The organism is Caballeronia ptereochthonis, assembly GCF_001545075.1.
Lineage (GTDB): Bacteria > Pseudomonadota > Gammaproteobacteria > Burkholderiales > Burkholderiaceae > Caballeronia > Caballeronia ptereochthonis.
The window spans coordinates 87,222-103,018 of record NZ_FCOB02000016.1 but is presented as its reverse complement, the minus strand read 5'-3'; the positions used below and the strand labels follow the sequence as shown (position 1 = coordinate 103,018).

At 67.3% G+C, this 15,797-nt stretch carries 15 protein-coding genes; 7 read left to right on the top strand and 8 right to left on the bottom strand.

Features of this window, described 5'->3' with window-relative positions:
• Positions 1-16: 16 nt before the first annotated feature.
• Positions 17-505, bottom strand: coding sequence for a MarR family winged helix-turn-helix transcriptional regulator (locus AWB83_RS18145; protein ID WP_087047002.1), 489 nt, complete (start codon positions 503-505; stop codon positions 17-19).
• 211 nt (positions 506-716) lie between these two features.
• Between AWB83_RS18145 and AWB83_RS18140 the strand changes: the two genes are divergently transcribed.
• Positions 717-1,004: a hypothetical protein gene (locus AWB83_RS18140; RefSeq protein WP_087047001.1), complete on the top strand. Its 288-nt coding sequence runs from the start codon at positions 717-719 to the stop codon at positions 1,002-1,004.
• A 692-nt stretch (positions 1,005-1,696) separates the two neighbouring features.
• Here AWB83_RS18140 and AWB83_RS18135 read toward each other — a convergent pair.
• The 6 genes from AWB83_RS18135 to fliF all read right to left on the bottom strand — a co-directional run bounded on the left by AWB83_RS18135 (position 1,697) and on the right by fliF (position 8,638).
• Entirely contained in the window at positions 1,697-3,097 is a 1,401-nt protein-coding gene (locus AWB83_RS18135; protein ID WP_087047000.1) for a flagellar hook-length control protein FliK, read from the bottom strand.
• Positions 3,098-3,139: 42 nt separating this feature from the next.
• On the bottom strand, positions 3,140-3,595 hold the full coding sequence (gene fliJ / locus AWB83_RS18130; RefSeq protein ID WP_087046999.1) for a flagellar export protein FliJ: 456 nt from the start codon (positions 3,593-3,595) through the stop codon (positions 3,140-3,142).
• Positions 3,596-3,660: 65 nt separating this feature from the next.
• Positions 3,661-5,208: a flagellar protein export ATPase FliI gene (gene fliI / locus AWB83_RS18125; protein WP_087046998.1), complete on the bottom strand. Its 1,548-nt coding sequence runs from the start codon at positions 5,206-5,208 to the stop codon at positions 3,661-3,663.
• Positions 5,202-5,873 (bottom strand): flagellar assembly protein FliH, encoded by a 672-nt coding sequence (gene fliH, locus AWB83_RS18120; protein ID WP_087046997.1) that lies wholly within the window; start codon positions 5,871-5,873, stop codon positions 5,202-5,204. Before fliH ends, fliI begins: the two co-directional genes overlap by 7 nt.
• Complete coding sequence (fliG, locus tag AWB83_RS18115) at positions 5,866-6,861, bottom strand: flagellar motor switch protein FliG (protein WP_087046996.1); 996 nt, start codon at positions 6,859-6,861, stop codon at positions 5,866-5,868. The genes fliH and fliG overlap by 8 nt, the downstream gene beginning before the upstream one ends.
• Positions 6,851-8,638, bottom strand: coding sequence for a flagellar basal-body MS-ring/collar protein FliF (gene fliF / locus AWB83_RS18110; RefSeq protein ID WP_087046995.1), 1,788 nt, complete (start codon positions 8,636-8,638; stop codon positions 6,851-6,853). The genes fliG and fliF overlap by 11 nt, the downstream gene beginning before the upstream one ends.
• A gap of 302 nt (positions 8,639-8,940) precedes the next feature.
• Between fliF and fliE the strand changes: the two genes are divergently transcribed.
• The 5 genes from fliE to AWB83_RS18085 all read left to right on the top strand — a co-directional run bounded on the left by fliE (position 8,941) and on the right by AWB83_RS18085 (position 12,062).
• Positions 8,941-9,312, top strand: coding sequence for a flagellar hook-basal body complex protein FliE (fliE, locus tag AWB83_RS18105; RefSeq protein WP_087046994.1), 372 nt, complete (start codon positions 8,941-8,943; stop codon positions 9,310-9,312).
• Positions 9,313-9,550: 238 nt separating this feature from the next.
• On the top strand, positions 9,551-9,970 hold the full coding sequence (gene fliS, locus AWB83_RS18100; protein WP_087046993.1) for a flagellar export chaperone FliS: 420 nt from the start codon (positions 9,551-9,553) through the stop codon (positions 9,968-9,970).
• A 29-nt stretch (positions 9,971-9,999) separates the two neighbouring features.
• On the top strand, positions 10,000-10,329 hold the full coding sequence (locus tag AWB83_RS18095) for a flagellar protein FliT (protein ID WP_087046992.1): 330 nt from the start codon (positions 10,000-10,002) through the stop codon (positions 10,327-10,329).
• Positions 10,330-10,407: 78 nt separating this feature from the next.
• On the top strand, positions 10,408-11,751 hold the full coding sequence (fliK, locus tag AWB83_RS18090) for a flagellar hook-length control protein FliK (protein ID WP_087046991.1): 1,344 nt from the start codon (positions 10,408-10,410) through the stop codon (positions 11,749-11,751).
• A complete protein-coding gene (locus tag AWB83_RS18085) occupies positions 11,748-12,062 on the top strand; it encodes an EscU/YscU/HrcU family type III secretion system export apparatus switch protein (RefSeq protein ID WP_087046990.1) in 315 nt (104 codons plus the stop codon). The genes fliK and AWB83_RS18085 overlap by 4 nt, the downstream gene beginning before the upstream one ends.
• A gap of 32 nt (positions 12,063-12,094) precedes the next feature.
• Here the strand turns inward: AWB83_RS18085 and AWB83_RS18080 are convergent, their stop codons facing one another.
• Positions 12,095-13,822: an isovaleryl-CoA dehydrogenase gene (locus tag AWB83_RS18080; RefSeq protein ID WP_087047071.1), complete on the bottom strand. Its 1,728-nt coding sequence runs from the start codon at positions 13,820-13,822 to the stop codon at positions 12,095-12,097.
• Between the two features lie 311 nt (positions 13,823-14,133).
• On the opposite strand from AWB83_RS18080, the gene AWB83_RS18075 reads away from it, so the two are divergent.
• Positions 14,134-15,786: an OmpA family protein gene (locus AWB83_RS18075; RefSeq protein ID WP_087046989.1), complete on the top strand. Its 1,653-nt coding sequence runs from the start codon at positions 14,134-14,136 to the stop codon at positions 15,784-15,786.
• The last annotated feature ends 11 nt before the right edge of the window (positions 15,787-15,797 follow it).

Genomic DNA, 15,797 nt, shown 5'->3' with positions numbered 1-15,797 from the left:
CGTCGGATTGATTGCGTTACTCCTCGTCCAGCCCGCAGGCGGCGCATTCGCCCATCGGCGTATTGCCGATGATGCGCGCCAGCATGCCGATCAGCAGATCCAGCTCCGCGCGGCTGAACCCACGCAGTTGCTCGTTGAGCACCGCCGCGCCGATCACGGGAAGACGTTCGGCCGCCTCGCGCCCGCGCCCGGTCAGGTTCAACTCGACGATGCGCCGGTCCACCTCGCTTCTCGTACGGCTCACGAAGCCCTTCTTTTCGAGCCGGTCGAGCATGCGCGTCATCGAGCCGCTGTCGTAGGACATCTCGCGCGACAACTCCAGCGGCGTGCGCGCCCGCCCCGACGCGAGCAGCAGGATCACGCCGATTTGCTGCGACGTCAGTTCGAGCGGCTCGAGCGCCTGATCGGTCCGCGCGACGAGCACGTTGCGCGCCTTGGCGAGGTAATAGCCGAGGCTCGTTTCGAGTTGAATCGTGGCCGGATCGTAGAGCGGTTCGCTGTTCATGCGACGTGGGTCATGCGGATGAAACACGGTTGCGACACTGCGTCGCGTTTCGCGAAGGCAACAGTCGCGAAAAAGCAATCAGCAGTATCTTGAAAAGTAGTTGCACAGTCAATATTATTTTATGCAACGAGTTACGCGCTTGATGCGCCGCCCGAGACTATGTTCTGATCGCCAGCCGCGTCGTTCGTCCGACGCTCGAAGGACCAACCCAATGACCCGCTTTGCACACGCCGCCCGCCGACGTTTCGGCCATGTCAGCAGCACGATTGTTAACGCTTCCCGTCACTTCGTCCCGCCGAAGCTGAATTCGTGGAGACTCGCGTTGTATCTGATCGTGTTTTTGCTGCCGGGCGGGTCGTTCGCCGTGCTGGGCATGGGATGGTTCGAGAATCGGCAGCGGAGGAAGGTGGCGGCTACCGCCAAGGTTTCTTCTGGCTCTTCTGGCTCTTCGGGTTCGTTGCTTACGGGGCCTTGTTCTGGTGGTGCTTCGGGGGCTTGAGGTTGGGGTTTTTTTGTTCGTTCGCTTGCTTGCGCTTTCGGGGAATCCTGATTTCTTAGTGGTCTGTTTGTGTTGCCCCTGTGCGGGGCGGCAGTCACTTTCTTTGCTGCTGCAAAGAAAGCAACCAAAGAAAGCAGCTTTGGGCCCGGGCGGACTCGTCGTCATTGGTTCGGAGTGGCCCAGCCCCTAAGTGTCGCCCTCAAAGGACTAACGCGGCTTGGCTCGCGCACGGTCTGACGAGCTAGCTATCCAAGGGCGCTGGTTCAGCACCGAAGCGTTCCGGCACAGCGCTGCGCGCTGCCGCAAGGCATGCAAGGGAAACCAGCGGGAGGCATATGCGGAGAGATGGAGGCGTAAGCCAAGAAGCACGGGCAGACCCGATTGACCGGACGGCCGCGTAGCGGGCCGGAGCTAGCTGGTGCTGCACCAGCCAGCTAAACGGTGCGATGACACAGTGGGTCCGCGATCCAAGTCCGGTTAGGCCTATGTGGGCACTCGTTAGGGGCTGGGCCACGCCGAACGATGACGACGCGTTCGCCTCAAGCACTCTGGGCCAAAGCTGCTTTCTTTGGTTGCTTTCTTTGCAGCAGCAAAGAAAGTGACTGCCGCCCCGCACAGGGGCAACGCCAATAGACCACTAAGAATTCAGGATTCCCCGAAAGCCCAAGCGAACGAGCACAGCTAAAAAAAGCTCAAGCAAACGTATCAACAAGCCCCACGGTCCGCCGGACCGGCACACTTACGCTGGCGGCGCCCACATCATCCACTCCTCCGATCCCGCCAGCGCTGCGGGACTTCCCCGCCCCCGAGCGCTCGCCACCACTCTGTTGCTGCGACTGCTGCGCAAAAGCAGACCCATCCGAGACAGAAGCGCTGCCAAGACTGATGCCGTTCGCCTCCATCGCCTCGCGCAGCTTCGGCATGGCGGCCTCGACCGCCTCCCGCACCTGCGCATGCTGCGAAACGAAAAGCGCGTGCGCGTGATTCTCCGAAACCTGCAGCGTCACCTGCAACGGCCCAAGATCCCTCGGATTCAGCGTCAGTTCAGCACTCTGCTGATCCGCCTTCGACAGGAACACGACCTTCTGGCTGAACGCATCGTCCCAACCCGATGCGCCCACGTGCGGCGCGATCGCCGCGCTGGTCGCCGCCGTCATCGCACCCTGCGGCCCAGACGCAGCCGAGCTTGCCGATGCCGCCTGCAGCGCCACCGCGTGCGCGGCGGCGTCGGCGGCCTGCTTGTACGCCGCTGTCGCGGCATCCGTGGGCGTCGTCGCGACAGCCTGCGCGCTCGCCAGCGCAGCGGTGTCGGTCGGCGCAGCCGCGTTCGCCGTCTTCGCGTCCACGTTCGCGTTGTTCGCCAGCCCGATCAGACCAACCCCCTTTCCGCCCTTGCCGAAAAGACCGCCTTGCTCCTCGCCGCTCGCGCCCTCGCGCGCCGCCGCCGCCGAACCGTTCGCCAGCGCCGCCGCGTTCGCCGGCAGCGCGTTCGGCTGCGGATTGCTCATCGCCGCGAGCGCGGCCTGCAGCGCATTCTGCGCCGTTCTGGCGTCGCCGCTCTTGTGCGTTTCGGCCGTCGATTTGGCGTCATCCGTCGAGGCGCTCGCCGGGTCGGCGGCTGCCGCATCGGTCAGTTCCGCGAGCGTCGTGTCGGCGTCGTCGGCGTTCGCGTTCGCGTTCGCGTTCGCGTCCGCGGCGTCCGCGCGCGCCTTCGCCTGCCCCGTGGCGGCGGTTGCGTCGGCTTGCCTGGCCGATTGCGGCGCCGGCTTCGATGCGTCTTTCGCCGCGTCCGTCTTCGCGCTCGAATCGGCTTGATCGGACTTGGCTGCCGCATGCGCATCCGACGCGTCGTCGCTCTTGCCCGGGGCCGCGCTGTCCGTGGGCTTCGGCGCGTCATGCACGCTCGACTTGTCGCCCGATGCCTGTGCCGAATCCGCCAGCGCCTGGGCCGCCTGCGCGTCCGCGTTGGCCTTGTCGGTGATGCTCTGCAGCGTCATGCCAAAGGACGCGCCCGCGCTCGCCGCGCGCTGCGCGGCGGCCTTGCTCGAAGACGTGGCGCCCGTCAGCGCGCCGAGGAGGGAAACGGAGGACATGCGTGACCTCGAGAATTCTGTAAGTGGAATGCGCCCGAACGCTTACGAAGAAGCACGCTCGGCGCGCATGCGCAGCACCTTGACCGCGTGCTCGTCGGCTTCGCGCTGCTCGACGCGCGCAGCCTTCTTGGCGAGCATCGCCTCGCCGCGCGCGGCCAGCACTTCGTAGCTGCCGAGCTTCTGCTTCTTCAGGCGCCAGTCCGGCTTGGCCGCCTCGATGCGCGCATCGGCCGCGACGAGCGCCGCGCGCTGCTGCGCGATCGCGGCATCGAGCGTATCGACGAACGCCTGGAAATTGCGCAGCGTCTGCGCCGTGGTGCCTTCCTGCGCCGATGCCGTGAACCGCGCGTGGTACTCGTCGCGGTAGGTCACGAGCGAGTTCAGCTGCGTCTCGATCTCGTTTCTCTCCTGCTGAAGCTTGCCGAGCTTCTTCGTGGCGGCATCGAGTTCCTCTTCGGCAAGTTCGATGAGGGTGTTGATCGGCAGGTTCTTGGACATGGCGTGGCGGTCCCGTTTGGTCTTTTGGCTTTCGTGTGACGAATGCTTTGGATACTAGTCGAAAACTAGTCGAAAAGCTGATTCAACATCGCGATGCTCGGCTCGAACGGCGCCTGCTCGCGAAAACCCTGCTGCAAAAACGACTCCATGCGCGGATACAGCGCGATCGCGCGGTCGAGCAGCGCGTCGCGGCCGCTCGAATACGCGCCCACGTTGATCAGGTCGCGGTTGCGCTGATAGCGCGAGAGCATCTGCTTGAACAGGCGCACGCGCTCGAGGTGCTTGTCGTCGATCAGCGCGGTCATCGCGCGGCTGATCGACTGCTCGATGTCGATGGCGGGATAGTGCCCCGCTTCCGCCAGCGAGCGGTTCAGCACGATGTGGCCATCGAGGATCGCGCGCGCCGAATCGGCGATCGGGTCCTGCTGGTCATCGCCTTCGGTGAGCACGGTGTAGAACGCGGTGATCGAGCCGCCGCCCTCCGGACCGTTGCCGGTGCGCTCGACCAGCGCGGGCAGCTTCGCGAACACCGACGGCGGATAGCCCTTGGTCGCGGGCGGCTCGCCGATCGCGAGCGCGATTTCGCGCTGCGCCATCGCGTAGCGCGTCAGCGAATCCATCAGCATCAGCACGTGCTTGCCCTGATCGCGGAAATATTCGGCGAGCGAGGTCGTGTACGCGGCGGCCTGCATGCGCAGCACGGGCGAGACGTCCGCCGGCGCCGCCACGACGACCGAGCGCGCGAGGCCGTCCTCGCCGAGAATCTGCTCGATGAATTCCTTCACCTCGCGGCCGCGCTCGCCGATCAGCCCGATCACGATCACTTCCGCGCTCGTGTAGCGCGCCATTGTGCCCAGCAGCACCGATTTGCCGACGCCCGAGCCGGCGAAGAGACCCATGCGCTGGCCGCGTCCGACCGTGAGGAGCGCGTTGATCGCGCGCACGCCGACGTCGAGCACTCTGTGAATCGGCTCGCGGTTCAGCGGGTTGATGACCGGCGCGGAGAGCGGCGCATCGACTTTCGCGCCGAGCGGGCCGAGGCCGTCGAGCGGACGGCCCGACGCGTCGACCACGCGGCCGAGCATTTCCCAGCCGACGGGCAGGCGCTTGGCGCCCGCCATCGGATCGTTGATCGGCGCACTTTCGAGCGGATAGACGCGCGCGCCGGGCAGAAGGCCGGCCACTTCGGTGGTCGGCATCAGAAAGAGCTTGTCGCCCGCGAAACCGACGACTTCGGCTTCGGCAGTCGGAATCGCGCTGCCCGGCGGCAGCTCGATCATGCATTCGGAGCCGACGCCCATCTTCAGGCCGACCGCTTCGAGCACGAGACCGGCCGCGCGCGTGAGCCGCCCGCACGAACGCAGCGGTTTGGCGAGCTCGCTGCGCGTCTTGAGCGCGTCGAGCTTCTCGCGCCACGTGTCGATATGCGGATTGCCGGCGATCTCGGCCAGCTCGGCGATGGTGCGCGCGGCGAGCGCGTCGGGCGATTCGTCCGCGGCGGCGCCATCGCCGGCGAGCGGACCGAACGACGCGCGCGCGAGCTCCTGCTCGAGCGCGGTCAAGCCCTCCTGCGTGATGCGATGAGCGTGCGAGGTCGCGGGTTGATTTACCACGGCTTGTGTCTCCCCAGCGCGGCCACGACGCGCTCCCAGCGCGAGACGTTGGTCGAGTCGATTTCGCCTGTCGCGGCGTGCGCCTTGCAGCCGCCGCGCTCGACGACCGGATCGGGACGCACGGTCCAGCCCGCGCCTTCGAGTTCGTCTTTCAGATACGCGTCGACGATCGGCATGTCGGCCGGATTGACGACGAGCGTGGGCGCGCCCGACAACTCGGGCTCCGCGGCGATGACTTCGCGCGCCACGGCGACGAGCGCGGTCGGATCGAGCGCGAGATGCTGGCGCACGACCTGCTGCGCGATATCGACGGCGAGCTCGGCGAGCGCCTCCGCGATGACCGCATCGGCGGCTTGCAGCGCGGTCTTGAAGGTATCGGCGATTTCGGCGAGACGCGCGGCCTGCGCGAGCGCCTCCTTGCGGCCTTCCTCGAAACCCTTCGCCTGGCCCTGCTCGAAACCCGCCTGATAGCCGAGCGCCTGTCCGGCGACATGGCCCTTCGCGAGCCCCTGCGCGTGCGCGTCTTCCTCGACGCGGCGCAGGTGCGCTTCGAGCGCGGCCTGTTCCGCCGCGCTGTTGTCCACCGTGACTGGATCGAACGACGCCATCTCCCAGCGCTGATACGCCGAAAGCGGGGCCTTCTGCGTGCGGGCCGCGTCAGACATACGCGTCCTCCGCCTTGCCGCCGAGCTGGATCTGGCCGTTTTCCGCCAGATTGCGCACGATCTGCAACACCTTGCGCTGCTGCTGCTCGACTTCCGACACGCGCACCGGGCCGCGCGAGTCGAGGTCTTCGGCGAGCAACTCGGCCGCGCGCTGCGACATGTTCGACAGGAATTTCTGACGCAGCGCGGGCTGCGCGCCCTTGAGCGACACGATGAGCGTTTCCGATTCCACTTCCTTCAGCAGCAGCTGGATCGCGCGGTCTTCCAGATCGAGCAGGTTCTCGAACACGAACATCTGGTCGATGATCTTCTGCGCGAGCTCCGCGTCGTAGTCGCGCACGTTCGCGAGCACGCCTTCCTCGTGATTGCTCGACATGAAGTTGAGAATCTCCGCCGCCGTGCGGATGCCGCCCATCGGCGCGCGCTTCAGGTTGTCGCTGCCGGAGAGGAGCGTGGTCAGCACATCGTCGAGTTCGCGCAGCGCGGCGGGCTGGATGCCGTCGAGCGTCGCGATGCGCAGGAGCACGTCGTTGCGCAGCCGCTCATTCAGCAGCGAGACGATTTCCGAAGCCTGATCGCGGTCCAGATGGACGAGGATCGTCGCGATGATCTGCGGATGCTCGTTCTTGATGAGCTCCGCCACCGCGCCCGAGTCCATCCACTTCAGGCCTTCGATGCCGCTCGTGTCGCTGCCCTGCAGAATGCGGTCGATCAGCGCGCCGGCCTTGGTCTCGCCGAGCGCCTTGGTCAGCACCGAGCGGATGTACTCGCTCGAATCGAGCGAGAGCGCCGTGTGCTTCTCCGCCTCGTCGACGAATTCGGTCAGGACCTGGTCGAGCTGCTCGCGCGTCACGTTTTTCAGCGCCGCCATGGTCGCGCCGATCTTCTGCACCTCGCGCGGGGCAAGATACTTGAATACCTCGGCGGCTTCCTCCTCACCGATCGACATCAGGAGGAGGGCGGCTTTGTTCAGGCCTTCAGCGTTCATCGGACACCCAGTTCTTCACGACCGTCGCAACGATTCTCGCGTCCTGACGCGCCACCATGCGCGCGTAGTCGAGATTGCGATCGAATTTGGCCTTCTTGCTTTCATGACCGAGGAGACTCACCTCGGCATCCTTGTCTTCGTCGTCCGTCTTCTCGTCGCCCGCCGACGGGCCGTCGAGCAGCGAGAGTTCATCCGGCGCGGCGAGCGCGGCGGGCTCGGGCGGCGGGAACGCGCGGCGCATCGCAGGCTTCACCATGCTGAAGTACAGGAACAGCGCGACGATGCCGATGCCCACGTATTTCGCCGCCTGGATGCCCCACGCGATCATCTGCGGCGTGCGCCACCACGGCACCTCGGGCGTCACGATCAGATCCGAGGAGAACGCGCTGTTCATGACGTTCACCGAGTCGCCGCGCTTTTCGTCGAAGCCCATCGCGTCCTTGACGAGCTGCTGGACCTGCGCGAGCTTGTCGGCGGCGAGCGGCGTCATCGTGACATTGCCCTTCGCGTCCACCTTCTTCTCGTAATTCACGACCACCGCCACCGACAGGCGCTTGATGCCGCCCGTCGCCTGCTCGTAGTGGCGCACGGTGCGATCCACTTCGTAGTTCGTCGTCGTGTCACGGCGCTGGTTCTGCGGCGTGGTTTTGGCCGAGGCGGCGGCCGCGCCGGTCGCATCCGATGCGGGCGCCGTGACCGGAGCGGAAGCCGGCTGCGGCGGCTGGTTCGAGAGCGCGCCCGGCACGCCGGATGCGCCGCTGCCCGTCGTTTCGGTCGATTCGCTCGACTGCTGGCTGCGGATCGCCGTGTTCTGCGGGTTGCCGTTCGGGCCGTAGCTTTCGGCGGTCTGCTCGAGCTTCGAGAAGTCGATGTCGGCGCTCACCTGCGAGCGGGCGTTGCCGGCGCCGAAGAGCGGCGCGAGGATCGCGTCGATGCGTTTTTGCGTGTTGTGCTCGATCTGCTGCACATATTTCAGTTGCGACGCGTCGAGGCCGTTCGCGGCGCTTTGCGTCGTGAGCAGGTTGCCGTCCTGATCGACGATGTTGACGTTCTTCACCGGCATGTCCGCCACGCCCGACGCCACCATGTGCGCGATCGCGACCACCTGGCCTTCGTCGAGCACGCGGCCGGGATACAGGTTGACCATCACGGAAGCGGTCGGCAGCTCCTTGTCGCGCACGAAGACGCTCGGTTTCGGAATCGCCAGATGCACGCGCGCCGACTTCACCGAGGAGATCGAGCCGATGGTGCGCTCCAGCTCGCCCTCCAGCGCGCGCTGGTAGTTGATCTGCTCGGCGAACTGGCTGATGCCGAACTTCTGGTTGTCCATCAGCTCGAAGCCGACCGAGCCGCTCTTCGGCAGGCCCTGGCTCGCGAGACGCAGGCGCGTTTCGTGAACCTGTTCGGCGGGCACGAGGATCGCGCCGCCGCCGTCCGACAGCTTGTAGGAAATGTTGCCCTGCTGGAGCGCGGCAACGATTGCGCCGCCGTCCCGGTCGGAGAGATTGGAGAACAGCACGCGGTAGTCCGGCTGGCGCGACCACATCACGAGGCCCGCGACCACCATCACCAGAATCGCGACGGCCACGATGAGCGGCACGCGCGGATTCGAGCGGAACTGGTTGAACATCGGCACGCGCTGCGCGAAACCGCCGAAGTCGGCGCCCGCGCCGCCCGCGAGGCTCGGGCCCGCGGCTGTGCCGGCTGCGCCCGGTTGCGCGCCCGCCAGGCCCATTCTGGCATCGGGCGTGATCAGTGAGTTGTTGGGCGTTTCCATTTGGCGTCGAAGCTCCGAATCCTGGTGTCTCCTCGCGCCGCTTGCTGCTTTGATGTAAGCGGCGGTGGAGGACTTTTCACGATGGGGATTATCCGCAGAAGATTGCAAGTCGATTCGGCGAATAGAGCGGGGTTTCCCCCGTTCTTCCCGCGCTTTGAAAGACCGCCCGCTGCTAAGCTTTGTCGTACTCGGTCAACCTCCACAGATGCGGCACCGAGCACCAGGCCACTGCCTGAGCGCGACGCGGGCCGTTCCGCCTTCGGACGCGTTCCGCCGGCTTCCTACTGTCACCCGGAGTCAACATGAACTTTCCGATCAATCCGCTTTCCGCCGCCCTCTCGGCGATTCAGTCGATGGCATCGCAAGCCGCCGGCGGCACCGGCGCGGCGAGCGGCCCGACCGTTGCGTCGGGCGCCGTCAGCGGAAGCGGGCAATCGGGCGCGGCCAGCGTGGGCAGTTTCGCCGACGCGCTGAAATCGTCGATCGACAAGATCAGCGACAACCAGACCAAGGCGCTCAACGAGGCGCACGCGTTCGAGATCGGCGCGCCGAACGTATCGCTCAACGACGTGATGGTGGACATGCAGAAGGCGAACGTCGGCCTGCAGTTCGGCCTGCAGGTGCGCAACAAGCTCGTCTCGGCCTACAACGACGTCATGCAGATCTCGGTCTGACGTTCCGCTCGCCCGGCTTCGCCCCCTTCACTGGCTCCTCTACGGGCTCTCGAGCCTTGCGTCCTAAAGCTTTGCCGCGTTTCTCCGATAACCTCGATAACGGCACGGCGAACGATGGTTCGCTCGCTTCGGCGAGCGGCCCGCTCGTCTGCACCGGTTTCATGCCCGACCGACACCGGATTGACACAGGACGACGAGTGCGGCACGCGCCGCGGCATCGTAAAAGGAGAAGCGAGAGATGTATTCCCCAGGACACGCCGGAGCCAACGCCTATGCACGCGTGGGCGTCCAGACAGGGGTGATGGGAGCGAGCCCGCACCGGCTGATCACGATGCTCTACCAGGGCGCACGCCAGGCGATCGCGCAGGCGCGGATGCACATGCAGCAGAACAACATCGGCGCGCGCGGCATGGCGATCGGCAAGGCCATCAGCATCATCGAGAGCGGTCTTCAGCAGGCGCTCAACAAGGAAGCGGGTGGCGAGATTGCCGGGCGTCTGGACGCGCTGTATACGTACATGTCGCGCCGGCTGCTCGAAGCGAATCTGAAGCAGGACGAGACGATGCTCGTGGAAGTCGACAGTCTGCTTGCGACGCTCGAGGAAGCCTGGGTGGGCATTGGACCGGAAGTGGCTCAAATGACCGCGGCGCCCGTTTGACGGAAAGCCGCGACGACTGCCTCAAAAGAATGAAAACGACACAAGAATATTTCGCCCACTACGAAGCGATTGCGGCGGTCTCGGGCCGGATGCTGGCTGCCGCACGCGGCGGAGAATGGAGCGAATTGAAGGCGTTGCAAGGCACTTACCGCGATTTGATCGACAAGCTGAGGGAAGTGGATTCCGGCTCGGAACTCGACGACAGCGCCCGGGCGCGCAAGCTGGACCTCGTGAAGAAGATCCTCGCCGACGACGCGGCGATTCGCGATCTGACGTCGCCGAGCCTCGCGCGCCTTTCCGCGCTCTTCACGGTCAACAGTCCGGCGCGCGTACTGAAAAAGATGATCGGACTGCGCTAGGCGTTCGTTCGCGCAGGAACCGGACCTCCCGCGCGTCGTTCGCCCGGGGCCGGCCGCAGCGCATATGAGGATGTGGGCATGACTGGACTCGATACCGCGATCGCAACGCTGCTCGCCAGCCGCACCGAGCTCCTTCTGTCCGCGATTCGCGCGCCGAACGGCGTCGGCGGCAGCGGCGTCACCGGCGCGAGCGTCGGGCAGACGACCGCGCAGGCGGACATGTCCCAGGTCGCCGGCACGCCGCCCGGCACCGCCGCGCCGGCGGCATCGGCGCAGACCGCGCTGTCCAGCGTCGCGCGCACGCTCGACGTGATTTCGCGCCTGGGCGGCACGACGCTCCCCGTTTCCGGCGATACCCCGCTCTGGCCGACGCCGCCGCGCCCCGCGAGCGCCTTCGCCGCGCTCACGACGGGCCTCTTCGATACGGCATTCTCTTCCAACGCCGCAGCGGTGGCCGCGGCGCGCGCCGCGAGCCAGAACCTGCCGCCGCTGCCCGCCGCCGCGCTCGCCGCCGAACTGGCGAGGACCGTCGGCGATAGCGGGCTCTTCTACGAATCGCATCTGATGCAATGGCTCGCCGGCCAGCGCAGCGCCGCCTCGCTCGGCAACGAGCCACAGGCGCGCGTCGATGCGCGCGCGCTGTCCCTGCCGCTCGATTTCGCAAACGACGCCGCAAACAACGCCGCGACCGGCGACGCCTGGCTCGACGACGCCCGCGCGCCGCAATTCGCACCGGACCTGCCCGATTTTCACGCGCCCGCGCGCTCCATCGCGACGCCGCAGACGCCGCAGCAGGCGGCCGCGCTCGCCGCGTCGGTGCGCGATGCGCCGGCGTCCGTGCTCTCGAATTCACAGGGCACGAACGGTACGAGCGGCGCGAGCGCGCCAGCCGCGCAGCCGGGCCAGCAGGAATCGGCGCTGCAGGCTTCGATCGCGGCGGGCATCCACCCGGCGACGATCAACGTCGTGCGCCAGCAGCTCGACGTGCTCGACAATCAGCAGTTCCGCTGGCAGGGCGAGGCATGGCCGGGCACGCGCTTCGAATGGGAAATCGCCCGCGAGCCGCACGATCCGCGCCCGGCGGACGACGCCGCCGACGAACGCGCCTGGCGCACGCGCATTACGCTGTCGCTGCCCGCGCTCGGCACGGTGGACGCCGAACTCGTCCTGGCGGGCGACAAGCTCGTCGCGCGCATCAAGGCGAGCGACTCGGGCGCGCGCCGTCTCGCCGCCGACGGCGCCGCGTTCGCGCGCCAGCTCGAAGCGGCCGGGCTCGCGCTGACGTCGCTTTCCGTGCGCTCGACGGACGGCGCGACCGATCTGGCGATGTCCGGCGACGATCGCGCCGCGGCGAGCAAGCCGGTGCGCTCGCCGCTCGAACACCTGTTCCGCGCAGCGCCCGGCGAGGGGAGCGGATCATGAGCGCGGCCGGCAACCCGCCCTACACGCGCAGACAGGCGACCGCGCTCGCCTACGAAGCGGGCAACCGCGAGTCGACGCCGCGCGTCGTCGCGAAGGGCTACGGCATGGTCGCGGAAATGATCGTGCAGCGGGCGAAGGAAGCGGGGCTGTACGTGCACCAGTCGCCGGAGATGGTGTCGCTGCTGATGCAGGTCGACCTCGACGCGCACATTCCGCCCGCGCTGTATCAGGCGGTGGCGGAATTGCTGTCGTGGGTGTATCGGCTGGAGAACGAGGCGCCGATGCGCGAGACGGGCCGCGCGATCCGCTGACGGCGCGCGCCAACCATCCTGGACCATCCCGGCTAGGCGGAGAACGCGCGCGTGACGATCGCCGCGTGATCGAAGCGCGCGGGCAGCGTGCCGTACACGCGTCCGGTTTCGCCGCGCGCGTCGCCCAGGCGCGTTTCGATGAAGGCATCGGCCACTGCCTGCGGCGCATGCTGCGCCATCAGCACGCCTTGCGCGCACAGCGCCAGTTGCTGCGCGATGCGCCGCGCCGACGCCTCGCGCCCGGCGGGATCGCCCGTCAGCATCGCCACCAGCGACGACAGCGCGCCCGCCAGCGCCGGATGCGCGCCCGCCGTCGTCTTCCAGTCGTCCAGAAGCGCGTGCGCGGCGTCCTGTTCGCGCTCGAAGGCGCGCAGCACGTCGAGGCACATCACGTTGCCCGAGCCCTCCCAGATCGAATTGACCGGCGCCTCACGGTAGAAACGCGCCATCGGCCCGGTTTCGACGTAGCCGTTGCCGCCCCAGACTTCCATCGCCTCCCCGGTGAATTCGAGCGCGCGCTTGCACACCCAGAACTTCGCGGCGGGCGTCACGATGCGCCGCCATGCGCGCGCCTGCAACGCGCCGCCGGACGTCGCGCTTTCCTCGAAAGCGCCCGCGAGCCGCATGAACAGCACCGTCGCCGCCTCGGATTCGAGCGCGAGATCGGCGAGGACGTTGCGCATCAGCGGCTGATCGACGAGATGCGCGCCGAACGCCGTGCGACGGCGCGCGTGGTGAATCGCCTGCACGAGCGCCGCGCGCATCAGCGCCGCGCTGCCGACCACGCAATCGAGCCGCGTGTAGTTCGCCATCTCGATGATGGTCGGCACGCCGCGCCCTTCCTCGCCGATCATCACGCCGTACGCGTCGAGAAACTCCACTTCGCTGCTGGCGTTCGAGCGGTTGCCGAGCTTGTCCTTCAGGCGCTGGATCTGGACCGCATTCTTGCGGCCGTCGGGCAGAAAGCGCGGCACGAAGAAGCACGACAGGCCGCCTTCGTCCTCCGTGCGGGCGAGCACGAGATGCGCATCGCATTGCGGCGCCGAGAAGAACCACTTGTGACCGATCAGCCGGTACGCGCCGCCGCGTCCCGGCGCGCCGAGCGCGTGCGCGCGCGTGCGGTTGCTGCGCACGTCCGAGCCGCCCTGCTTTTCCGTCATGCCCATGCCGATCATCATCGAATGCTTGCCGGCTTCGAGCGGAATGTCGCGCGGATCGTGCTCGCGCGAAAGCAGCGGGCGGGCGAGCCGCGCGAAAAGGTCCGGCTCGTTGAGCAACACCGGAATGCTCGCGAAGGTCATCGTGATCGGGCACAGCGACCCCGATTCGAGCTGTCCGTGGAGATAGTAGCCGGCGCAGCGCGCGGCCATCGCGCCGGCGCGCGCGGACGGTTCGAACGGCAACGCATGCAGGCCTTCGTGCCGCAGACGCCGCAGCAGTTCATGCCAGGCCGGGTGGAATTCCAGCGCATCGATGCGCTCGCCGCGCGGACTGTGCGTCGCGAGTTCCGGTCCGTGCCGGTTGGCGAGATCCGCGAGCGCGACGACATCCGGCTGCGTCAGCGCCATTCCGTCGCGCGAGAGCGCCTCCGCATGCCATTGCGCGCCTTCGCGCTCGACGGCCGCCGACAGGGCGTGATCGAAGGCGAAGGCGTCGTAGCCGACCAGCGGCTCCGCCTGATTCGTGACTTCATGCGTCTGCCCGAACGGGCGACCGGCGGGACGGGCGGAGTCGGATTGAGCGGGCGAAGACGAGGGCATCGTCGGTCTCCTTTTGCGCGGCGCGAACCGGGCCGGATCGGGCATCGCCCTGTCGGGCGAGCGCAACAGCCGCTTCAGGCCTTGCGGGCGTCATCTCGAATTCAAGAATCATAGGCCGGGCGTTGGTTCGGTGGTAGAGGCGTCGTTCTTTTCGGAATCGCCCATGCATTTCCGATGCGCAGTCCTAAAGCGCCACTGCCTGAGACTAATCCGATTGTTCGTTCCTCCCCGATGACGCGCAGGAGCCCGAACCTATAATCGCCCCGCCTATTTCGGCGGACGCAAGTTCGCTTTTCAAGGAAGCATCCTCAATGAGCATCAACCTCAATCAGCTGGTGCAAGGCGCTTTGACCGAAAGCGTTCTGCAGCATATCGCCGGGCGCATCGGTTGCGCGCCGGAATCCGCCAAGCGCGTGGTCTCGCTCTGCGCGCCGGCGCTCATCGGCGCCATGATGAACAAGGCGTCTTCGCTCGAAGGCGCGCGCAACCTCTTCGCGGCTGTCATGTCGCCCGCCACGAATGCGCTGATCGCCGAAGAATTGCCACATTTCGTCGTGCAGGACGAAGGCTTCAGGACGCTCGTCGAGAACGGCGCGAAGCTGGATCAAGCAGTTGCCTCGCACGACAGCCTCAACGTGCTCGCCGAGCGCATCGCCGAATACACGGGCGTCGCGGCGAGCGCTACCCGCACGCTTGCCGGCGTGGTCTGCGCGACGATGCTCGGCGTGCTCAAGCGTCACCTGTCGCAGCACAACGGCCGCCCGGACCAGCTTCCCGCGCTGCTCGGCCATCAGTTGCCGGTGGTGCGCGCGAACATGACCGACGCGTTCGCCCGGGCGCTCGGTCTCGGCCCGGTCGGCGCGTTTCTCGCGGGTGTCGCGTCGCGGCTGAAGGCGGTGTCGGCGCATCTCGAGCATCCGGCGACGCAGGAGGCCGCCGAATTCCCGCTGCAGTCGGAGGCGCCTGCCGCCGAGCAACCGGCGGAGAAAGAGAACGCGTGCCGGAAGAAATGGTGGTGGGTCGCGCTCGCCGCCGCGCTCGCGCTGCTCGCCGCTCTGCTCGGCCGCGGTTGCTCGACGACGCAGTCCGGGACTTCGGAGCAGGAAGCCGCTCCGGCCGCCAAGCCGGAGGCCGCTTCCGGCCCGGTTGCCGACACGGCCGTTTCGGCCTCGGTCGAGGCTTCGGCGCCCGTGGCTGCGCCCGCCACTGATTCGGCGATGTCCTTCCTCGTCGACACGTCCGGGGTCCCTACGCTGACAGCCACGGTCAGCAGCGAGGCAGAGCGGCAGCGCCTGATCGACGCGCTGGCCGCGAAGCTCGGCGTCGACAAGTTCCACGCGAACATCACGGTCGATCCTGACACGAAGCCGGCCGCGTGGATCGGCAAGCTCGATGAGCTGCTGCCGGTCATGGCGCTGCCGGGCGCGCAGGTGCGCATTGCGGGCGAGCAGGTCGAACTGAGCGGCCGCGCCGCCGATGCGACGCTCGGCTGGGCGGACAAGCTGAAGGCCTCCTTCGGCGATGGCTGGACGATCACCGCGAGCGGCGCGGCCGCCGCGCAAGCCGCATCCGGCACGCAGACCACCGGTGCCTGCGCGGCCGGCGACATCGCGAACAAGCTGAAGCTCGCTCGGGTCAACTTCGGCTTCGCCTCGAACACGCTGCCGCGCGTCGCACTCGCGAGCCTCGCGGAATCCGCGAAATCGCTGAAGGATTGCCATGCGGCCGGCACGCCGATCAAGCTGCAGATCGGCGGCTATACGGACAACACGGGCGCTTCGGCGCTGAACGTCGGGTTGTCGCGGAAGCGCGCGCAAGCCGTGCGCACGTATCTGATCCGGCACGGCGTGCCGGCGGACACGCTGACGGCGGAGGGCTTCGGCGACGCGAGTCCGGTTGCCGACAACGCGACCGCCGCCGGCCGTTCGGCAAATCGGCGCATCGAGTTCAAGGCGTTGAGCTGATCCGCGCAGCG